This window comes from Paludisphaera soli (assembly GCF_011064595.1).
GTDB classification, from domain to species: Bacteria; Planctomycetota; Planctomycetia; order Isosphaerales; family Isosphaeraceae; genus Paludisphaera; species Paludisphaera soli.
Genome location: NZ_JAALJI010000014.1, coordinates 1 through 19,577, shown reverse-complemented (window position 1 = coordinate 19,577; position 19,577 = coordinate 1). Strand labels below are relative to the sequence as shown.

Sequence of the window (19,577 nt, the reverse complement as noted above, 5' to 3'; positions counted from 1 at the left end):
GCCGTCAGCGAGCGGGTTCGGCGGCCTTCGTCGGCGTGACGAGCACGACGTTGTCGATCCGGCAGACGACGTCCTGGAAGTCGTCGTTGGTCGAATACTCCCAGCCGATCAGGTAGCTGTCGGGGATCCGCTTCCCGGTGGCCTTGTCCCTGTTGGGATAGATCATCGCCTTGTACGGCTGCGAGGCGAGCCGCCGGTTGACGCGGGCCACCACGGCCGGCTCCGAGAAGACCCCGCCGTCTTCGAGTCCGTCGTTGGAGACCCAGACTCCGAACGGGGCGTCGCCCGGGTCGAACTCCAGGCTCGCGCCTGGTTCCAGCGGCGGCGGCAGGTTGACGTCGGACTCCAGGTCCTTCGTCGTGTTCTTGAACGTATAGGTCCACGTCTCCGACTTCGCGGGCGCGCCGTCGGGAGTCGGTCGATACCAGCCGCCTCGGTTGCGGGTCTCCAGCCCCAGGGCGATCATCGGCCGGTAGGTCACCGGGCCTTCGCCGGCCTTGCGGAACAGGCCGGGGGTCTCGGCGGCCGTGGCGACGACCGGGTTGAGCAGGTCGTCGAACATCGCCAACCCGTAGCGGTCCTTCAAGACCACGACCCAGTCCGGCTCGTTCGGCCCCGGCGCGACCCTGGGCTGCGCCGGGGTCTGGCCTCGGACGCTCCCCAGGCTCGCCACGGCGACGAGACCGCACGCGGCGACCGTTCGGATCGATCGCTTCCTTGTCATCGTCTCAGCCTCCTTCTCCGGCGACGGGCTCGTTCCACGGCAGGGCGGTCCGAGGCCGTCGCGAGGCGTACGCCGCGAGCCCGAGCGTCGCGCCCAGCCCCGCGATCGAGATCATCAGGCCGAGCCGGAACGACTCCGGCTCATAGCGATACACAAGCCGATGCGTCCCCGCCTCGACGGCGGCCCCGCGCATCATGCGATTGACGCGATACACCGGCGCGGGCCGGTCGTCGATCGTCAGCTTCCAGCCGGGATAGTAGACGTCGGCCAGGACGACGAGGCCGGGGGCGTCGAGCGTCACGTCGAGTTGCACGCGGTCGGATCGCGGGTAGGAGACCTCGATCTTCTCCGATGGGCGGGCGGGGCCGCCGCGCGTGAACGGGGCGAGGGCCGCGCCGTCGTCGATCTCGATCCAGGCGATCTGCTTCGGGTCATAGGAGACCATCGTCGGATCCCGCCAGATCGGGTCGAGGTCGTCGTACATGATCTCCATCATCGGCCCGGTCCGGGCCTCGGGCGACATGCCTCGGAGCGGCGGAAGGCCTCGGGTCCGTCGCACGACCCAGGCGCGGGGGAACTGTTTCAGGTTGCGGCGGATCTGGTAGTCCTTCGTCATGAGCCATTGCCGGGCGGCCTCGCGCGACTCCGGGGTCTCCGGCTGGACCGGCCTGGGGTGGACGACCTCGGTGTCGGCGAGGAACGCGGCGAAGCCCCGATTCTCGTCGAGCCAGTCGTTCGTGTACGACGGTAGGATGAAATAGCGCGTGTTCCACATGTCGAACGACCGTCGCGGGAAATAGACGACCTTCTGGCCGGGCGCGATGCCGATGCTGCGGGCGAACTCGGGCGAGGTCGAGAAGAGCCAGCCGCCGAAGTACCACTCGTAGTCGTACAGCTCGGCCACGCCGAGCGTGTGCGTGTAATCGACCCCCAGGGTGATCCCGTACTTGGGCTGGATCGTGGCGCGCTCCCACTGCATGAACTCGCCCACGCGATCGTCCGACGGGGTCGTGGGCCAGCCGGGCGGGCTCCAGATGGGCGACCGATGGATGCGATACGGGCCGTCGGCGGGCTTCGCCGCTTCGGCGGCCTTGATGTGAGCGAGCACCTCCGGCTGGTCCTCGAACCAGGCCTGAGGCGCGGTGGCGATCATCCGACGGTTCGCGGCCCCGAGGTCGATCGTCAGGAGGACCAGGACCCCCGCGCAGGCAAGTCCGGGTCGCCGGGGCCGGACCGCGAGGATCGCCAGCATCGCGGCGAACACGGCCGCTCCCTGGGCGAGGGCGGTCCGAGTCTCCGCATAGGCCGCGACCGGGTCGAAAGGCCCGAATCCGCTGGCCAGCTCGGCCGCCTCGAACGCCCGCATGACGGGGCCTCTCGCGGCGAACCAGCCGAGGACGCCCGCGATCGAGAGGACCAGCAGCATTATGGACGCCCGGCGAGCCCATCGTGACCGCCCTTGCTCCAGGTCGTCCCAGCCGAAGCCGGCCAGCGCGGCGATCCCCAGGATGGAGAAGGTCATGAGCTTGCTGGGGAAGCGGAACTGGCGGAAGCCCGGCAGGAACGTCGTCATCGCCCAGTAGACGCCGCCGTCGCCGTCGCGGAGGCGGCCGTCCTTGCGCAGGGGGGGCTCGTTGGGCGGGTCGAACGGGCCGATCCCGGGATAGCCGAAGCCGATGTGGGTTTCCAGGAGCCGCGAGGCCCAGATCGGGCTGCTGTACTCGCCGAAGCTCCCCACGAGCGTGACCAGCACCATCCAGGAGAGCCAGACCCGAGCCGCCGCGCCCCGGCGAAAGGCGGTCGCGGCCGACGCCAGCAGCACGACGACGCCGCCCATGTAGAGTGAGGGGACCCACACCTTGCTGCGATCCGCCGAGATCTTGATGAGGTCGGCCCAGCTCGCATTGCCGTTGAAGTAGGAACCGAAGACGTTGGGCCAGATCATCTCCACCAGGCGGAAGGGCTCGACGCTGAAAGGGTAGATCTCGTGCGGCCCGCCGGCCGCGGCCCGTGTCGTCTGCTGGGTGAACTCGACCACCGGGATCAGTTGCGCCGCGGTGAGGGCCCCGGCGAGCATCCCCGCCGCCCCCAGGCCGATCGCCAGCCGCAGCAAGGTCCGTCGTTCCGGGGTCGGCTTCCTGCGGGCGAAATAGAGGGCCAGCACCACGCCCCAGACGATCGGCACCACGACGGGCGCCCAGAGCATCCACGGGAGCGGCGGCGTCGGCTTGTCCGGGAGCTTGGGGGGCCGCAGCCCGGGAAGGATCCGCGCCAGCTCCAGCGTCGCGAACGTCCAGGCCGTCCCGAGGGCCAGGACGACCAGGATCACGCGCCAGGGGAGCCCGGGACGCGCCTCGGCGGGCACCGCCTCTCCTTCCTTGAAGCCGCGCCCCGAGGTGCACGCGGAGGCGGCCGCATAGGCCAGGGCGCCCAGGCCGAGGAGGTAGGCCGACTGGGGATCCCCGCCCAGCGTCTGCATCGCCAGCACCATCGCCAGGCCCACCAGCGCGAGCCTCCCGCCGCATCGCACCCAGCGGTCGACCGCGAGGAAGCCCAGCGGCAGCCACGCCGCGCCCACCAGATAGATTACGTTGCAATACTGGAAGAGGATCGGCCCGCAGAACGCGTAGGAAAGCGCGCTCAGGCCCGCGCCGGTCCAGCTCACCCTCCAGGACCGCATCAGGATCAGCACCGCGACGAACGCGAGGGTGACGTGACCGACGATGTAGAGCCGCGCGGCCCAGGCATAAGGCATGACGGCGTAGACCATCTTACCGGGATAGAGGACGGCCGCCGTGGGATTCCCCATCAGGGGCATACCGGCGTTCTCCTCGGTCTCCCAGAGCGGCCAACGTCCCTCGTTCCACTCGCGCTGGACGCGCTCGTAGAGCGGATAGTAGTAGTGGGCCGCGTCCCGGTAAGCGAACTGGTGGCCCTCGAAGAGGACCCTGTGGAAGCAGACGAGAAGGAGTGCGGCCAGGCAGCCGAACACCAGGGCCTTGGAGAGCAGGGAGTCGCGGTTCATGAAGGCGTCTCGAGGCCCGAGGGGCGGGGGCGAATTTGCCGGCGGTCCGAGGCTATCCTACCACGAGGCGTGGGTGTCGTCGCATCTCGACCGATCCGGACCGATCTCCGCGCGTGCGAACGCCCGCCGCCCCGAGGAGGGAGCGGCGGGCGTCGGATGTCATCGCGGGGGAAAGGGCTCCCGGCCGATCACGTCCCGGGGGGCGTCAGCGCGGCGACCGGGTCCGGGGTGGAGCCGTCGGGGCCGGGGGGGAGCTTGTTGGGGATCAGCTCGGCGGTGGTCTTGACCTCGCCGGTGAGGGCCTTCATGAAGGCGATCACGTCGGCGACCTCCTCGGGAGTCAGCTTCAGGGGGACCATGTCCTTGTCGAGCGACGGGTTGGGGGTGCCGCCCTTGTTGTAGTGGTCCATGACCTCTTCGAGCGTCTTCATGCTGCCGTCGTGCATATAAGGGCCGGTCAGCTCGGCGTTGCGGACGGTCGGGGTCTTGAACGAGCCCAGGCTGAGGTCGGTCTTGTTGCCGATCGGCTCGGGGGCCCAGCGGCCGGGATCGGCGTGCTTCTTCTTGGCCTCGTCCCAGCCGACGCCCAGGTTGTGGAACTCCTCGTCGGAGAAGTTGGCGCCGACGTGGCAGAGCGTGCACTTCGCCTTCTGCAGCTCGACGGTCGGCTCGTACTCGTCCTCCGGGTCGAGACGGAGGCCGAAGAGGACCATGCCGCGCTTCTCGCTCTCGCTGAGGGCGTCGTACTCGCCGTTGATGTAGCGGTCGTACTTCGAGTTGCCGCTGAGCGCGGCGACCCGCTCAAAGGTCGCGATGGCCTTGGCCATGCCGTCGAGAGTGACGTCGGTGCCGAAGACCTTGCGGAACTGCTCGCGGTACGCCGGGATCCGGCGGAGCCGCTTGACGACGTCCTCGTGCTTCTGCTCGCCCATCTCGATCGGGTTGACCATCGGGCCCTGGGCCTGGCCTTCCAGGCTGGGGGAGCGGCCGTCCCAGAACATGTTCTTGCCGTAGGCCGTGTTGAAGACGGTCGGCGAGTTGCGGTTGCCGCGCTGGCCGTCGATGCCGGTGGCCGTCTTGCCGCCGTCGCTCCAGCCCTTGTCGGGGTTGTGGCAGGTGGCGCAGCTCACGGTGCCGTCGAGCGAGATGCGGGGGTCGAAGTAGAGCTGGCGGCCCAGCTCGAACTTGCCCTTGGTGATCGGGTTCGAGACCGGCACGACGCTCTTGGGGGCGAGCGGGGGCAGGCCCTTGGGGACCGTCACCTGGAGCGGCTCGTCCTGGATCAGGCTGGGATCGGGGCGCTGCCAGAGGAACTCGGCGGGGCTGGCCGGGTCCTCGTCGGGGGGCTTGTTCGGCTCGTCCTGCAGCATCGCGAGGACGCGCGGGCCGCCCTGGACCGGGGTGATCGAGTAGAAGAGGAGGGCCGACCCCGCGAGCAGCAGGAGGCCGGGGATCCAGATCGGGCGCGATCGCGTCAGTTTCATGAACGAACTCCGGGTGGGAGGGGTGCGGTGCCGAACGGTCTTCTCGTCGCGGACCGGGCCGAATTCGGGGCTCGGCCGTCGCGTCATCGGTGCTTCTTCGCGAGATACTCCTCGGCGTTGCGACGGGCCTGGTCGACCAGGGCGTCCCAGGTCTCGTCGACGTACCGGGGCGGGCCCCCCTTGGCCGCAACGTGACCCGCGATCTCGGGGGTGGGGACCATCTCGATGGCGTCCCGGGGGCAGATCTGCCGGCAGTGCTGGCAGCCGATGCAGCGGTCGAGGTCGATGTCGCAGAAGGCCTGCAAGCGCGGGTGGTCCTCGCCCGCGACCTTGAAAATGCAATCGACCGGGCAGATCTCCAGGCAAGCCTCGCAGCCGGTGCACCCGTCGGCGTGGATCACCGCGAGGATCTTCGGGACGACCTTCCGGGGTTTTCCAGCGAGAGACGCCGTCATCGCCGTCCTTCCCGAGCATACGAAAGCCGCGGCCGATCGCCCCGAATCGTCGTGGCGAGGACGGCCGGCCCGGCTATCAGGCGAGCGATTTCCGAACGGCCCGGGCTCGCCACGCGGCCAGGACTCTTATATCTTATCGGCGACCCTCCAATCAAGAATCATTCTCGATTCCCGACCGGCCATGTAATGCGGAGAGTGATCGTGAAGCACACGCCGAGGACGGGCCTCACGGGCGAGATGGTGGTCGAGGTCGTCGAGGAGAATTGCATCAACTTCGCCGACGGCCGGATGCCCGCGGTGCTGGCGACGCCGTGGCTCGTGGCCTATCTGGAGTACGTCGCGCGCGACGCCCTCGCGGCCTGCCTGGAGGAGAACGAGCGGAGCGTGGGCACGCTCGTGGACATCGAGCACCTCGCCCCCACCCCGATCGGCGGGCGGGTGACGTGCCGGGCGCGCGTGATCCACGTCGACGGGCCGGTCGTCACCTTCCATGTCGAGGCGTCCGACGCGGTCGAGCCGGTCGCGCGGGGATTGCACAAACGCCGCGTGATCGACGCCGACCGCTTCGCCCGCCGCGTCGAGAAGAAACGGTTGGCCGGCGGGTCCTGAAGAACGTCAGCGATGCTCGGTCGCGGCCGTGAACGGGGGGTAATCGCCCTCTCGGTGGCGGCGAGCGAGCGCGCAGTAGTGCCGCCAGGAGTGCTCGATCTTCGACCGTGTCGATTCGGCGAGGAGCCGCAGGACTCGGGCCGGCGAGCCGACGACCAGCGATCCGGGCGGGATCTCCGCGTTCTCCAGCAGCAAGGCCCCCGCCCCGACGACCGAGCCAGCGCCGACCTTCGCCCCGTTCAGGAGGATCGCCCCCATGCCGATCAGGCAATCGTCCTCGATGCGGCACCCGTGGAGGATCGCCCGGTGGCCGACCGTGACCCGGTCGCCGACGACGCAGGGGAACCCGGGGTCGGCGTGGACCATCGTCTGGTCCTGGATGTTGGTCGACGCGCCGATGCGGATCGCCTCGGTGTCGCCCCGGATCACGGCGTGATACCAGACGCTGGAATCCGGGCCGATCTCGACGTCCCCCATGATGAGAGCGCCGGGGGCGGCGAAGGCGGTCGGGTCGATCCTCGGTTGTCGCGGGCTTGATGAGTCGGCCATAATCGATGGAAAGAAATCGTGAGCCGAACGATGCGAACGTCTCGATGCGAGACCGACCCGAGGAGCGCCTCCCCGCATGCCTCCGTATCGATCTATCGTGGCCTCGTCCTGCCTGCTGGCGGTCCTCGCGACCCCCGCCGGGCGGGCTGAGCCCCCCTCGGCGAACTTCAGCCGCGACGTCCTGCCCATTCTCTCGGAAAACTGCCTCCTCTGCCACGGTCCCGACGCCGGGACCCGCAAGGCCGACCTCCGCCTCGACGTCGCGGAGAGCGCCCTGCGTCGCGACGACCCGATCATCGAGCCCGGGAATCCCGACGAGAGCGAGTTCATCCGCCGGCTCACCACCGACGACGCGGATGAGAAGATGCCCCCGGCCAAGTCGGGCAAGGCGCTGACGGCCGAGCAGATCGCCATCCTCACGAAGTGGGTCGACGACGGCGCGAAGTGGGGGAAGCACTGGGCCTTCGAGGCCCCCGTCCGGCCCGAACCGCCGGCCGTCGCACGTCCCGACTGGGCCCGCAACGCGATCGACCGCTTCGTCATGGCCCGCCTGGAGCGGGAAGGGCTGCATCCGGCCGTCGAGGCGGACCCCGCGACGCTCGTCCGGCGGCTGACGCTCGACCTGACCGGCCTGCCGCCGACCGCCGCCGAGGTCGACGCCTTCCTGGCCGACCACTCCGCGGACGCCTACGAGAAGCTCGTCGACCGCTTGCTGGCCTCGCCGCGATACGGGGAGGCCATGGCCAGCGACTGGCTCGACGCGGCCCGCTACGCCGATACGAACGGCTACCAGAACGACTTCGCCCGCACCATGTGGCCCTGGCGCGACTGGGTCATCGCCGCGTTCAACCGCAATCAGCCCTTCGACCAGTTCACCATCGACCAGATCGCGGGCGACCGCCTGCCGGGCGCGACCCTGGCTCAGAAAGTCGCCACCGGCTTCAACCGAAACAACCGCACCGTGACCGAGGCTGGCTCGATCGAGGAGGAGTACCGCATCGAGAACGCCGTGGACCGCGTGGAGACCACCTCCACCGTTTTCCTGGGCCTGACTTTGGGCTGCGCTCGATGTCACGACCACAAGTACGACCCGGTCACCCAGGACGAGTTCTACGAGTTCCTCGGCTTCTTCAACAACGTGAACGAGAAGGGTGTCTACACCGAAACCCGCGGCAACGTCCCCCCGCTGATCGCCGTCCCCTCGGCGGAGCAGGAGGCGCGGATCAAGCGGCTCGACGCGGAGGTCGCCGAGGCGACGGACGCCGTACAGAAGTCCGAAGCGGGCCTCGACGCCAGGCGGTCCGCCTGGGAGGAGACGCTCCGAAGCGAGCCCGCCCCGGCGGACTCGGCCGACTGGGGGCTTCGCTTCCCGCTCGCCGGCGACCTGAAGTCGGGCGGGACCTATCGCGGCCAGGGAGAGCCCACCTGGGTCGACGGGCCGACGGGACGGGCCCTGGCGCTCGACGGCCAGGCCGAGTCGCACGTCGATGCCGGGCCGGGATGGAAGCTCGAACCGGCCGACCCGCTGGCCGTCGCGTTCTGGGTCCGCCCCCTCGGCGACGGGGCCTGCCTGAGCCAGATGGACGACCAGGCGGCCTTCCGCGGCTTCGACGTCTGCATCCTCGAAGGGAAGGTCACGGTCCACCTGATCCACGCCTGGCCCGGCGACGCCATCAAGGTCAAGACCAAGGACGCCCTCCCGAGGGCACCCTGGTCGCACGTCGTGGTCAGCTATGACGGCTCCGGCAAGGCCGAAGGGGTCAAGGTCTACGTCGACGGCGAGCCTGCCGCGACCGAGGTCGAGGCCGACGGCCTGAAGAACACCCTCGCCTCCGATCAACCCCTGCGGATCGGCCGGCGATCGGCCAGCCTCCCGCTCAAGGGCGAGCTGGCCGACGTCCGCCTCGACCGCCGGAACGTCCCCGCCGAGGAGGCGCGACGGCTGTTCCAGGCGACCATCCTGGACGTCGCCCGCAGCGCGGATCCCGATCGCACGGCCACCCGCAAGGGGCTGTTGGCTCGCTATTATCGCGAGCACGTCGACCGGGAGCTGCCCCCCCTGACCGCCCGCCTGGCCGCACTCCAGGCGCAGAAGGCCGAGGTCGAGAAGGCGGTCCCGACGGTGATGATCATGGAGGACGCCCCGACCCCCCGGCCGTTGCACCCGCTCAAGCGCGGCCAGTACGACCTGCCGGATACCTCGCGGTCGCTCACGGCCGACGTCCCGTCGAGCTTGCCCTCCCTGCCCGCAGGGGTGGCGCACGATCGGCTGGCCCTGGCCCGCTGGCTGGTCTCCCCGGAAAACCCGCTGACCGCGCGGGTCACGGTGAATCGAGTCTGGCAGCGTCATTTCGGCGAGGGGCTCGTGAAGTCGTCGGAGAACTTCGGCCTCCAGAGCGAGCCGCCCACGCATCCGATGCTTCTCGACTGGCTGGCGACGGAGTTCGTCCGCATGGGCTGGGACCTCAAGGACCTCCATCGCCTGATCGTCACGAGCGCGACGTATCGGCAGTCGTCGCGGGCGCCTGCCCAGCTGGTCCAGCGCGACCCGGAGAATCGGCTCCTGGCCCGAGGGCCCCGGTTCCGGCTCGGCGCCGAGGCCGTTCGGGACAACGTGCTCGCCGTCTCCGGCCTGCTCGCGGATCGTCTCGGCGGGGCCTCCGTCAAGCCGTACCAGCCCGAGGGCCTGTGGGAAGAGCTGGCCGGCGGCGCCGGCGAGGGCCCGTATGTCCAGGACAAGGGCGAGGGGCTCTATCGCCGCAGCCTCTACATCTACCGCAAGCGGACCGTCCCCCACCCCGTGATGGCCACGTTCGACGCCCCCAGCCGCGAAATCTGCCAGGTCAAGAGGGCGCGAACGAACACCCCGCTGCAGGCGCTCGAACTCCTGAATGACGTGGTGTATGTCGAGGCCGCGCGGAGCCTGGCCGCCCTGATGATCGAGAAGGGGGGCACGGCCCCCGAAGATCGCATCGCCTACGCGTTCCGCCGCGCGACCGCGAGAGAGCCGAACCAGGACGAGCGCCGGGTTTTGCTGACCGGCCTGACGCACTACCTGGAGGCGTTCCGCGCCGACCCCGCTGCGGCGAACGCCTTGATCCGGCTTGGCGAGCGGCCCATCCCGGCGTCGATCGACCCCGTCGAACTAGCCGCCTACGCCGCGACGGCCGGCGTCATCCTGAACCTGGACGAGACGATCACGCTCGAATGACCGGCGCGAGCCGAAGGAAGGACGACTCGTGGACGAGCTGCAGATCGCGCAAGAGATGAATCGCCGGCTGTTCCTGTCGCGCTCGGGGCTGGGCCTCGGCTCCGTCGCCCTCGGCTCGCTCCTGGGCCGGGACGCCTCGGGGAAGGACGCCGCGACGCCCGAAGCGGCCGGCGGCGGGGCCGTCGGCGCCATGCCGGGCCTCCCGCATTTCCCCGCCAAGGCCAAGCGGGTCATCTACCTGTTCCAGTCCGGCGCTCCGTCGCAGATGGACCTGTTCGACTACAAGCCGGCCATCCGCGACCGCCGCGGCGTGGAGCTGCCGGACTCGATCCGCATGGGCCAGCGGATCACCACGATGACCTCTGGCCAGAAGAACTTCCCGGTCGCGCCCTCGATCTTCCCCTTCGCCCAGCACGGCGAGAGCGGGGCCTGGATCAGCGAGCTGCTCCCCCACACCGCGAAGGTCGTCGACGACCTCTGCATCATCCGATCGGTCCAGACCGAGGCGATCAACCACGACCCGGCCGTGACCTTCGTCCAGACCGGATCCCAACTCGCGGGGCGGCCGAGCATGGGCTCGTGGGTCGCCTACGGCCTGGGGAGCATGAACCAGGACCTGCCGTCGTTCGTGGTCCTCCTCTCGCGAGGCCGCACCGATCAACCGCTCTACGACCGGCTCTGGGGCAGCGGCTTCCTCCCCTCGCGGTATCAGGGGGTCAAGCTGAGGGGCGGCAAGGACCCGGTGCTGTTCCTCGCCAACCCCTCCGGGTGCACGCCCGAACTCCGCCGCCGTCAGCTCGACGACCTCGGCGAGCTGAACGGCCTCCGCCACCAGGAGACTGGCGACCCCGAGATCCTCACCCGGATCGCCCAGTACGAGCTGGCCTACCGGATGCAGTCCTCCGTCCCCGAGCTGACCGACCTGAGCGGCGAGCCCAAGTCGGTCGTCGACCTCTACGGCCCGGACGTCCAGCGCCCGGGGAGCTACGCGGCCAACTGCCTGCTGGCCCGCCGGCTCGCCGAGCGCGGGGTGCGGTTCATCCAGCTCTACCACATGGGCTGGGACCAGCATTCCGACCTGCCGAACCAGATCCGGGCCCAGTGCCGCGACACCGACCAGGCCTCGGCCGCCCTGATCTCCGACCTCAAGCAGCGTGGCCTGCTCGAAGACACCCTGGTGGTCTGGGGCGGCGAGTTCGGCCGCACCATCTACTCGCAAGGCGCCCTCACGGCCACCGACTACGGCCGCGACCACCACCCGCGATGCTTCAGCATTTGGATGGCCGGCGGCGGGATCAAGCCGGGGATCGTGCACGGGACGACCGACGACTTTTCCTACAACATCGTCGAGGACCCCGTCGAGGTCTACGACCTCAACGCCACCATCCTCAACCAGCTCGGCGTCGACCATACCCGGCTGACCTACAAGTTCCAGGGCCGAGACTTCCGCCTCACCGACGTCCACGGCAAGGTGGTGAAGTCGATCCTCGCCTGATGCCGCGAGACCTCGCCGAAACCCTCTACATCAGCTTAGTAAGGAAATCGGCCGAAACCCGAGGACAGACGCTTCCCGGCCGTCGACCCCGGTGCTAGGATTGGACCTTCACCCTTCGCCGAATTCATTCAGATCCGTTGATCCGCGAGACGACGGCCATGGAACCCGTGGTGACGACCTGCGTCGGTTGCGGCAAGGCCATCCGCATCCGACGTCCCGATGTCGAACGCCGGCGCGTCTGTCCGATCTGCGCGACGCCCTTGCCGGCCCTCCGCGTCCGAATCGAATCTTCTGGCGAGACCACGTCCCAGGCCCCGACGTCGCACGCGTCGTGCTCGGCGCCGCGATCCCGTCGCGCCTTCGTGGGCGCCAGGGGATTGCTGGAATTGACGGCGTTCCTCATGCTGGCCGCCCCGATCGCCGTCTGGTCGACGGCGGCCTGGACCTCGGCCGCCTCGCCCGCCCTCCCCTGGCCGACGGCGTCCACGCCGGCTCTCTCGCGAGTCGAGCCGGGTCTTTCAGCGCCTCGGCCGGACCTGATGTACGCTCCTGAATCGCTCGCCCCCCTCCGCAATCTCCGTCGCATGGAGCCGGTCCTCGGACGAATCGCCGTCGCGGCGTCCGGATCCCCCCCCGTTTTTCTGGCCGAGATCAGTAGGGCCTTCAGCGCGATCCGGGGCCCGGAGCCTCCGGGCCCTCCGTGGTGGCTCGCCATCCAGGACCTGGCGTTTCGGGCCGCCGAACTCGACGACCTCACGTCGAGGCCCGCGCCGGCCGAGCCCGCCTTGCTCACTCCTCCCGATTTCGGCGCGAAAGCTACGGAGGCGCTGGCCGCCTCACGGCCGATCCCCGAGGAGCGGCGATTCCTCGTTCGGGCCGAGGACGGCCGTCAGGTCGTGGCGCGGCTGCACGGCCATCACGAGGGGAAGTCGTTCCTGATGCTGCCGGACGGCTGGCTCGGCATCCCGTCGATGCTCGTCCCCACCGACGAGCCTTTCCAGCCGATGACGGCCGACGAGATGGCGAAAGGCTTGCAGACGGGAGCCTTCGCGGAGTTCGGCCTCCATCGGACCGAACATTACCTGATCCTCCACCAGTCGCCCGACGCCGGTTTCGCGATCAGCAACGGCCTTCTGCTCGAAGAACTCTATCGCCGGCTGATCGAAGCCTTCCGCAAGCACGAGGTGACCGTTCACGAGGCGGAGTTCCCGCTGGTGGCCGTCATCTTCCGGACCGAAGACGAGTTCCGCGCCTATCGCGAAGTCCCTCCCGACGTCCAGGCGTACTACGAGATCGCCACGAACCGAATCCTCTTCTACGAGCAGGCCTCGGGGGACGGGCCGGGTCCCGAGGTCGCGGCCCTGCTCAAGCCCCAGATGGTCGCCCACGAGGGGACGCACCAGATCCTCCAGAACATCGGAGTCCAGCCTCGGCTCAGCAACTGGCCCGCCTGGCTGGTCGAGGGGCTGGCCGAGTATTGCTCCACACCCGCCTCCTCGCGGAAAGGCCCCCCCGCCTGGGACGGGCTCGGACAGATCAACAACCTCCACATGGCGACCCTGCGCGAGGTGGAAGATCCGGTCTCGCTCTCGATGCGAGGGCAGGACGTCCATACCAAGTCGCTCTTCCGCAAACCCGGCCAGCCGTTGGTCGAGGCGATGATCCGGCGTCGCGACCTCACCCCAACCGAATACGCACTGGCCTGGTCGATCACGCACTACCTGGCCATGAAGCGCAGCGACGACTTCACGCGGTTCCTCCGACTCATGGCCGCCGTGCCGCCCCTGGAGCCGAGGTCGGCCGACGATCACGTCCGCGAGTTCCGCAACGCCTTCGGCGACGACCTGGGGAAGCTGGACAAGACGATCCACGCCTACTTGAACCGGCTGACCAAGCAGAAGGGCTACGATCCGATGCCCTACTACGCGGTCCTTTTCGAGCAGCCCTTGCCCAACGGCCGACTCCGTCGCGCCGCGATGGTCAGCCAGTCGCCGCAATTGATCAAGCAGTGGATAGACGAGATGTCCAACCCGGCCGCCGGCCTCCCCTCGTGGCAAGCCTCGCCCTACCCCAGCCGCGCCCGCGCGACACTCGCCGTGCAGGAGTGGATCCATTCGCAGTAGTCCAGCGTCCCCCGTCGCAAGTCGCCGGGCCCTCATCCCAGCTAGCCAAAACGCAGACGCGTCGATAAAATGCCCTCGTCGAGGTTGATGCTCGACTCTCCGGGGACGTAGCTCAATTGGGAGAGCGCCTGGTTTGCAACCAGGAGGTTGAGGGTTCGATCCCCTTCGTCTCCACTCCCTCCTGCATCAGACCGATGGATTCGCTCCTCGGTCGTCCGGTCCATCTCGACGCTCGCCGCGGTCGCCCTCAATGGACGCCATAGGCCTTCTTACAGCGGTCGTAGGTGGTCTGGACCTCCTGGAACACCCGGCGGGCGTCTTCGGGGCCATGGACGGCCGTGGCTTCTCGGAGCCTGAGTAGATCGCGTCGCAACGCTGAGGCGCTCTCCTGCGCCTCGGCGCCGGGGGATCGAAGTCGGAGTGCCGAGCCGATCCCAAGCCTCGCGGTCTGACGCTCCAACAGATCGAGGTGGTGCAGCGGAGATTCCCGGGCGGCGGCGCCGATCTCCCCGTAATAGTCGGCCTTGATGACGGCCATGTCCCGGAACACCTCCTCCGGCGAGGGGGAGTAGGCGCACGCGGCGACGTACGCGGCGAGGCCCAGGGCCGCGAGGCCGGTCGTGGTGAGCATCCAGCCCGGAACGGGGCGGTCGACGAGCCCCCGGTTCGGGGCCTCCGATTCCTCCAGGAATCCGGTGCTGGGCGGATTCGGGTCGGCCCAGTCCTCGAACTGGGATCGGCCCCCCAGGCGGCCCGATCGGAGCAACAGGCCGAGGACGACGGTCAGCGCGAAGGCCGCGAGCGTCATCCGATGCAGACCGGTCGTCCCATCCCACGCCGCACGAAAGGCCGCCACGATGAACTCGCCGCCCCCCGACGCCACGGGATTGGCCAGGCCTCGAAATGGTCGTTATCCGGGTTCACCACCCCGACCGGAGAGTGCGCACGATCGATCAGGACGGCCCCGAAGCCGCCAAGCAAGACGGCGGCGGCGAGCCATCGCGCGGCAACCGGGCCGCCGAAGGATCGCCCGATCCAGCTCAGGTGGCCGATCGTCATCCCGACCCCCAGCACCATAAGGACGAACATGGCCCCGGCCGACTGTCGGAACTTGAGCATCTCGGGGAGCATGGTCATACCCGTCTCGGGGCTGACGTAAGATCCGGGAGCGATCGCGGCGAGGAGCGGCACGGCCCGGGGGTCGCCGGAGGACGTCCCCTCGGCCAGCCAGCTCGGCGAGACGGTCGCGGCGACCAGGCCCGCCCCGACCAGCCCCACGGTCAGGTCGATCCAGAGCGAACCGCTGGCGGCGCGAAGCGCCTGGACCGACGCGGCCGCGAGTCGTGGCGCGCCGGCCGCCGGTCGCGCTTCATCGGGAGGATTCGGATCGATCGTCCCGCGCCCCACGACCGCTCCCGCCAGGATCGCCGTCGCCGTGGAGCCGAGCGCGATCTGCAAGAGCAATCCCGGGCCGAGGTAGGAGAGGCCGTAGAGCAGGGTGAGCGGGTTGAACAGCGGAGCGGCCACGGCGAACGTCAGCAACGCGTCGCGACGGACCCCGACCTTTTCAGCTCGTGAAGGACCGGGAGCACGCCGAGCGAACAGACCGGGAGAACGACGGCCGCGGCCCAGGCCCGCAGCAGGGCCGACCAACGGTGGTCGCCGAACCAGGCTCGAAGCCGGGCCGGCCCGACGGCCGCTCGCAGGAGGGCCGAGACGATCAATCCGAGCAGCAGATAGAGCGAGGAGTCCGCGAGGGTCTCGAAGACCTTGATCGCGAACCCGGCCGAGAAGGTTGCGGCGAAATTCATCGACTGGCTCTCGACGAGTCTGGGGGGTGGGACGGGGATGGGAAGGCCGGGGCCGAGGCGGGATAAACCGAACGCGACTGTCAGGTCCGCCGACCCGCGGGGACCACGGTGACCGGGACGGGGACGGACGCCAGGACTTCGGCCAGGACCCGTGGGGCCCATTCGGCCTCGACGCCGAGTCGGACCTCGAGCACCGGCCCGGCCACGTCCCGCACGTCGTCGGGAGTCGTGAACTCGCGACCGGCCAGGAACGCCCGCGCCTGCGCCATGCGTTGCCAGGTCAGCAATCCACGACGGCTGAGCCCGAGCACCACCTGGCGATGGGCGCGCGTCGCCCGGCCAACGTCCACGAGGTAGTCGCGCACCGACGAGTCCACGGCGATCCTCGCGACGCGCTGCTGGAGGTCCTGAAGCTTGCAGGGGCCGAGGATCGGTCCCGTCGCGGCGGCCTCGCGCGAGGCCGGGCCGACGGCTGCGTCGAGCATCGCCCGCTCGTCCTCGCGGTCGGGGTATCCGATCCTCAACTTGACCGCGAAGCGGTCCAGCTGGGCTTCGGGGAGCGGGTAAGCGCCGTGCTGTTCGACCGGATTCTGGGTCGCGATGACGAAGGAACTGGCCGCCAGCGCGTGGGGCGTCGCGTCGACCGTCACCTGACGCTCGGCCATCGCTTCGAGCAAGGCGCTCTGCGTTCGCGGCGTCGCCCGGTTGATCTCGTCGGCCAGGAGCACTTCGGCGAAGACCGGGCCAGGCTGGAACTCGAAGTCGCGGGTCTTGGGATCGAAGACCCGGAAGCCGGTGACGTCGCCGGGGAGCAGGTCGGGCGTGCACTGGATGCGGGCGAACCGGCCACCCACGGCGGAAGCGAGCGTTTTCGCCAGGGTGGTCTTGCCCAGACCGGGCAGATCCTCGATCAGGAGGTGACCGCGAGCCAGAAGGCAGGCGACGACCATCTCCACGACCTCGGCCTTGCCCCTCAGCGAGGCGTTCAGCGTGCGGCGGAGCGCCTCGATCGAATCGTTCCTCGTCCCGTTTCCTCGGGGCGTGGGGGATCGTTGCCCAGATCATCATCCTCGGGTCCTCCTGCCATCCACCGAGCGGGCGTGCGCCCGGAAACGCTTCAGGGTCCAGTTGCGGAGGGCGCGGCGACAGGCGGCCGGCGGCCCCCCCTCCCCGACCTCCGGAGGCTCGGCGTCCACCGGAGCGTAAAGCCCCCAGTCCGCGAGCCCCATGAGCCGGGCCAGGTCGCCGTCCTGGCCGTCGGACGTGACGCCGATCGGGCCGTACCACCCTCGCAGGGTTTGGCCGTTCGGACTGGCCGCTCCTCCCAGCCGGGCCCTCGCTTCGAGGAGCCCGATCGTCCTGAGGACCACGTCGCGCGGCTCGCCCCGCGAACCGATGCGCCACCTGAAGGTCGCCGCCGCATCGGCCAGTTCAAGACGATGACGCAAAGCCGCCAGGAGCAACGAAGCGGCCAGGAGCGAGGTCCACGGATGCGAGGCGACGCGCTCCCAGGCGGCTCGCAGCCTCGCCATCACGGCGCGACGGAAGTCCAGCGGGGGGGGCGTGGTTTCGTAGCCGGGCGTCGGTTCGACCGTGATCCAGACGCCGCCCGGTCCCAGGGCTTCCGCCCAGACGTGCACGTCCTGGCCGGTCACGGGCGTGTGGCGGGTGGGCGGGTCGTAGGCCGCGGGGCGGGCGTAGAGCCCGGAGACCAGGCGGGCCTGCTGCCCCGTCTGCCGGAGCATCACGACGGCCGCGCTCGCGAACAGGTAGTCGGGCCCGCGACCCGAGGTCAGGAAGTGCTCGACGACGTCCGGGCAATCGGCCGGGGCGGTCGCGTCCGGATCGAGGACGGCGTGGCGCCGCAACCCTCTCACGATCGCCTCGACGCGAGGCCAACCCTGGGGCCTGTCCACGGTCCAGCGACGGGCCAGGTCGCGGGCCGTCGCGCAGCGGGGCTCATCGTCCGTCGGCTCGTATGGCGCGAACCCGCACCGCCGCAGCCGCTCCGGGTCGAGCGCGTGAGCCTCGGTGTCGATCACGGTTCCCGACGGGACCGTCCGACCGACCATCCGGATCAGGCCCTCCGTCGCGGAGTCGAAGAAGTCCGCTCGATTGACGGCCCCGACGCGGAAGGCCACGAGATGGGGGGGCATCGGCAGCGGGCTGGAGTCGAGCTTGCCGATCTTGATCTGATGGTGGACCGGCCCGGCGAAGCTCGCCGTGATCGGTCGATCGAGACGGAACCAGGGACCTCCGCGGTCCTCGGCGACGAGGGGGCACGAGAGATTCCTCGGCGGCGCCTCGGACCAATCCCGGCCGTCGAAACGATCGTAGGCCGTGAGCGGCAGGTGGAGCGGGGTGGGCCCCTTGACGTACAGCAGGGCGTCGGCCTCGCGGGCGACGGGGGGACGATCCGCCTGGCGCTGTTCGCGGCGACGGACCGCGGCGAACTCCCTTCCGGCTCGGAGATTCTCGGCCGGGGCCTCCTTCTGGGACGCGATGTTCTTGTTGTCGATCGAGACCATGCGGTCGACTTTCTTCGGCTTGACCGGCTCGCCGTACATGTCGTTGAAGGCGTCGTAGAGGCTGGGGCGGTCGCTCTTCAGATAGACGTCGCTGTCGGTGAAGCCGATGCTCTCGGGCTTCGTGGATCCTTTCACCTCGTTCGCGCCGTCGTTGACCCCGCCGAGGGCGTCGGGATCATCCCAGTCCGTGCCGCCGGAGCTGGGAAAGAGGCCCGCCAGCGCTACCGCCACCCGCGTCGGGCCGGCGGCCACCACCGCGACCCCCAGCCCGATCATCGAGAACGCCGAGACGATCGCGAGGGCCGGCGAAGGGCGTCGCCCGGCCGGGCCGACCGGCGTCAGGCATCCTCGCCAGTCCAGGAGGACCAACCAGACGGCCCCGGCGACCGAATATCCCGCGACCAGCCCCACGACCAGGGGCCCCTCGGCCTTCGAGGAGGAAGCCAGGATCAGGAACAGGCTCGTGAGCGCCGCGAGTCGGGCGAACGGCCCGCGATGCGACATGGCGGCGAGGCCGAGCGTCAGGTTCCTGAGCGAGGCCAGCAGCGCCAGCTCCATCGGCCCCGGACGTCCGGTCCACGCCGCCCGAAAGATCGCCAGGAACGTCGGGTATGCGAAGGCCGCGACGAGCCCGACGACGTACCAGGCGGGCACGGCGGATCGACCGTGACGGGCCCCTGAGCGTCCATCCCGGCAGGAACGCGCGGTCGCCAGGGAAAGGAGGATGGCGGTCGCGGACCACGCGAAAGCCCTGGTCAACGACCAGTAAGGCGAGGCGTCAGGTTCGGCGATCGCGAGTTCCGCGGCTGCGACCGCCAGCCCCGCGAGGGCCAGCGTAACGGCCCCGAGCCTCGGACCCTCGAATTCACGAGAGGGCATGGGACGGAAGCTCCTTCCAACCGCCTCGCAGGCGGGCGGCCACGTGATCAGGGTCGTCCAGCAAGAGCCAGGGACGGAACCACGCAGGGGGGGCCGAGACCATTCGTCCGTCGTCCTCGTCGGGTCCGAACGCATCGGCCTTCATGATGATGAACCGCTCGGGGGGGCCCGATCGGGGTCGCTCCGGGGCCACCGACCCGGCGGCCGATCTGTCGGTCGCGACGATGATCCGCAGCCCGCCCTCGAAAGCCCGACAGGCCGGGCTCCGCAGCAGGTCGCCGAGCGGCGGAGCGGGCTCCTCGTCGATCCGCGCCAGCGCGTCGAGGACGCGATTCCGGCGGGCGACGGTCGAACCCGGACCGGCGGAGACGATCTTCGCTCCGAAGATCAGCTCGACCTCGGCCCCCTGCCCGATCCAGTCCTCGGCGTAGCTGGCGGCCACGCGGATCGCCCATTCGCGGGACGACTCCGGCCCCGTCCCGGCGTGCGCGGCGGCGTCGAGATCGAGCACCACCTGGACCACGGGGGTCGCCCGGCACTCCAGTTCGCAGACGATGAGCGTTTCGTGCCGGGCCGATTGGGGCCAGTGGACGCGTCGGAGCGAATCGCCGCGACGGTAGGGACGGACTCCCAGCAGATCGCCCGAGGTCCCCGGTCGCCTCCGCGCCGCGGCGCCCTCGCCTT

15 protein-coding genes and 1 tRNA gene are annotated in these 19,577 nt (G+C 69.7%); 5 read left to right on the top strand and 11 right to left on the bottom strand.

The features are described 5' to 3' along the window. Window positions 1-4: 4 nt before the first annotated feature. The 4 genes from G6O68_RS17780 to G6O68_RS17765 all read right to left on the bottom strand — a co-directional run bounded on the left by G6O68_RS17780 (window position 5) and on the right by G6O68_RS17765 (window position 5,688). Window positions 5-724: a hypothetical protein gene (locus tag G6O68_RS17780; RefSeq protein ID WP_240911373.1), complete on the bottom strand. Its 720-nt coding sequence runs from the start codon at window positions 722-724 to the stop codon at window positions 5-7. A gap of 4 nt (window positions 725-728) precedes the next feature. Beyond that, complete coding sequence (locus tag G6O68_RS17775; protein ID WP_165249981.1) at window positions 729-3,749, bottom strand: YfhO family protein; 3,021 nt, start codon at window positions 3,747-3,749, stop codon at window positions 729-731. Between the two features lie 188 nt (window positions 3,750-3,937). After that, the gene (locus tag G6O68_RS17770) at window positions 3,938-5,233 is read right to left on the bottom strand and encodes a cytochrome-c peroxidase (RefSeq protein ID WP_240911372.1); all 1,296 of its coding nucleotides are present in this window, start codon (window positions 5,231-5,233) and stop codon (window positions 3,938-3,940) included. Window positions 5,234-5,316: 83 nt separating this feature from the next. After that, window positions 5,317-5,688, bottom strand: coding sequence for a 4Fe-4S binding protein (locus G6O68_RS17765; RefSeq protein ID WP_165249979.1), 372 nt, complete (start codon window positions 5,686-5,688; stop codon window positions 5,317-5,319). A gap of 201 nt (window positions 5,689-5,889) precedes the next feature. On the opposite strand from G6O68_RS17765, the gene G6O68_RS17760 reads away from it, so the two are divergent. Continuing rightward, window positions 5,890-6,297, top strand: a complete 408-nt coding sequence (locus G6O68_RS17760) for a thioesterase family protein (RefSeq protein ID WP_240911371.1) — start codon at window positions 5,890-5,892, stop codon at window positions 6,295-6,297. A 6-nt stretch (window positions 6,298-6,303) separates the two neighbouring features. On the opposite strand, the gene G6O68_RS17755 is transcribed toward G6O68_RS17760, so the two are convergent. After that, window positions 6,304-6,774, bottom strand: a complete 471-nt coding sequence (locus tag G6O68_RS17755) for a gamma carbonic anhydrase family protein (RefSeq protein ID WP_240911370.1) — start codon at window positions 6,772-6,774, stop codon at window positions 6,304-6,306. Window positions 6,775-6,922: 148 nt separating this feature from the next. Here G6O68_RS17755 and G6O68_RS17750 point away from each other — a divergent pair, with 148 nt between their 5' ends. The 4 genes from G6O68_RS17750 (at window position 6,923) to G6O68_RS17735 (ending at window position 13,849) form a co-directional block, all read left to right on the top strand. After that, the gene (locus G6O68_RS17750; protein ID WP_165249976.1) at window positions 6,923-10,057 is read left to right on the top strand and encodes a DUF1553 domain-containing protein; all 3,135 of its coding nucleotides are present in this window, start codon (window positions 6,923-6,925) and stop codon (window positions 10,055-10,057) included. Between the two features lie 55 nt (window positions 10,058-10,112). After that, on the top strand, window positions 10,113-11,552 hold the full coding sequence (locus G6O68_RS17745) for a DUF1501 domain-containing protein (protein WP_165250103.1): 1,440 nt from the start codon (window positions 10,113-10,115) through the stop codon (window positions 11,550-11,552). A 386-nt stretch (window positions 11,553-11,938) separates the two neighbouring features. Continuing rightward, a complete protein-coding gene (locus G6O68_RS17740) occupies window positions 11,939-13,675 on the top strand; it encodes a DUF1570 domain-containing protein (protein ID WP_165249975.1) in 1,737 nt (578 codons plus the stop codon). Between the two features lie 101 nt (window positions 13,676-13,776). Then, window positions 13,777-13,849 (top strand) — tRNA-Ala (locus G6O68_RS17735). A 73-nt stretch (window positions 13,850-13,922) separates the two neighbouring features. Here the strand turns inward: G6O68_RS17735 and G6O68_RS17730 are convergent. The 6 genes from G6O68_RS17730 to G6O68_RS17705 all read right to left on the bottom strand — a co-directional run. Beyond that, a complete protein-coding gene (locus tag G6O68_RS17730) occupies window positions 13,923-14,483 on the bottom strand; it encodes a hypothetical protein (protein WP_165249974.1) in 561 nt (186 codons plus the stop codon). After that, on the bottom strand, window positions 14,480-15,217 hold the full coding sequence (locus tag G6O68_RS17725) for a hypothetical protein (RefSeq protein ID WP_165249973.1): 738 nt from the start codon (window positions 15,215-15,217) through the stop codon (window positions 14,480-14,482). The genes G6O68_RS17730 and G6O68_RS17725 overlap by 4 nt, the downstream gene beginning before the upstream one ends. Then, entirely contained in the window at window positions 15,211-15,486 is a 276-nt protein-coding gene (locus G6O68_RS17720) for a hypothetical protein (protein WP_165249972.1), read from the bottom strand. Before G6O68_RS17720 ends, G6O68_RS17725 begins: the two co-directional genes overlap by 7 nt. An 80-nt stretch (window positions 15,487-15,566) precedes the next feature. Next, window positions 15,567-16,496 (bottom strand): AAA family ATPase, encoded by a 930-nt coding sequence (locus G6O68_RS17715; protein WP_261345602.1) that lies wholly within the window; start codon window positions 16,494-16,496, stop codon window positions 15,567-15,569. A 54-nt stretch (window positions 16,497-16,550) separates the two neighbouring features. Continuing rightward, the gene (locus tag G6O68_RS17710; protein WP_165249970.1) at window positions 16,551-18,668 is read right to left on the bottom strand and encodes a transglutaminase-like domain-containing protein; all 2,118 of its coding nucleotides are present in this window, start codon (window positions 18,666-18,668) and stop codon (window positions 16,551-16,553) included. A 211-nt stretch (window positions 18,669-18,879) separates the two neighbouring features. Further along, on the bottom strand, window positions 18,880-19,577 hold a 698-nt coding region (locus tag G6O68_RS17705; RefSeq protein ID WP_165249969.1), incomplete at its 5' end, for a DUF58 domain-containing protein.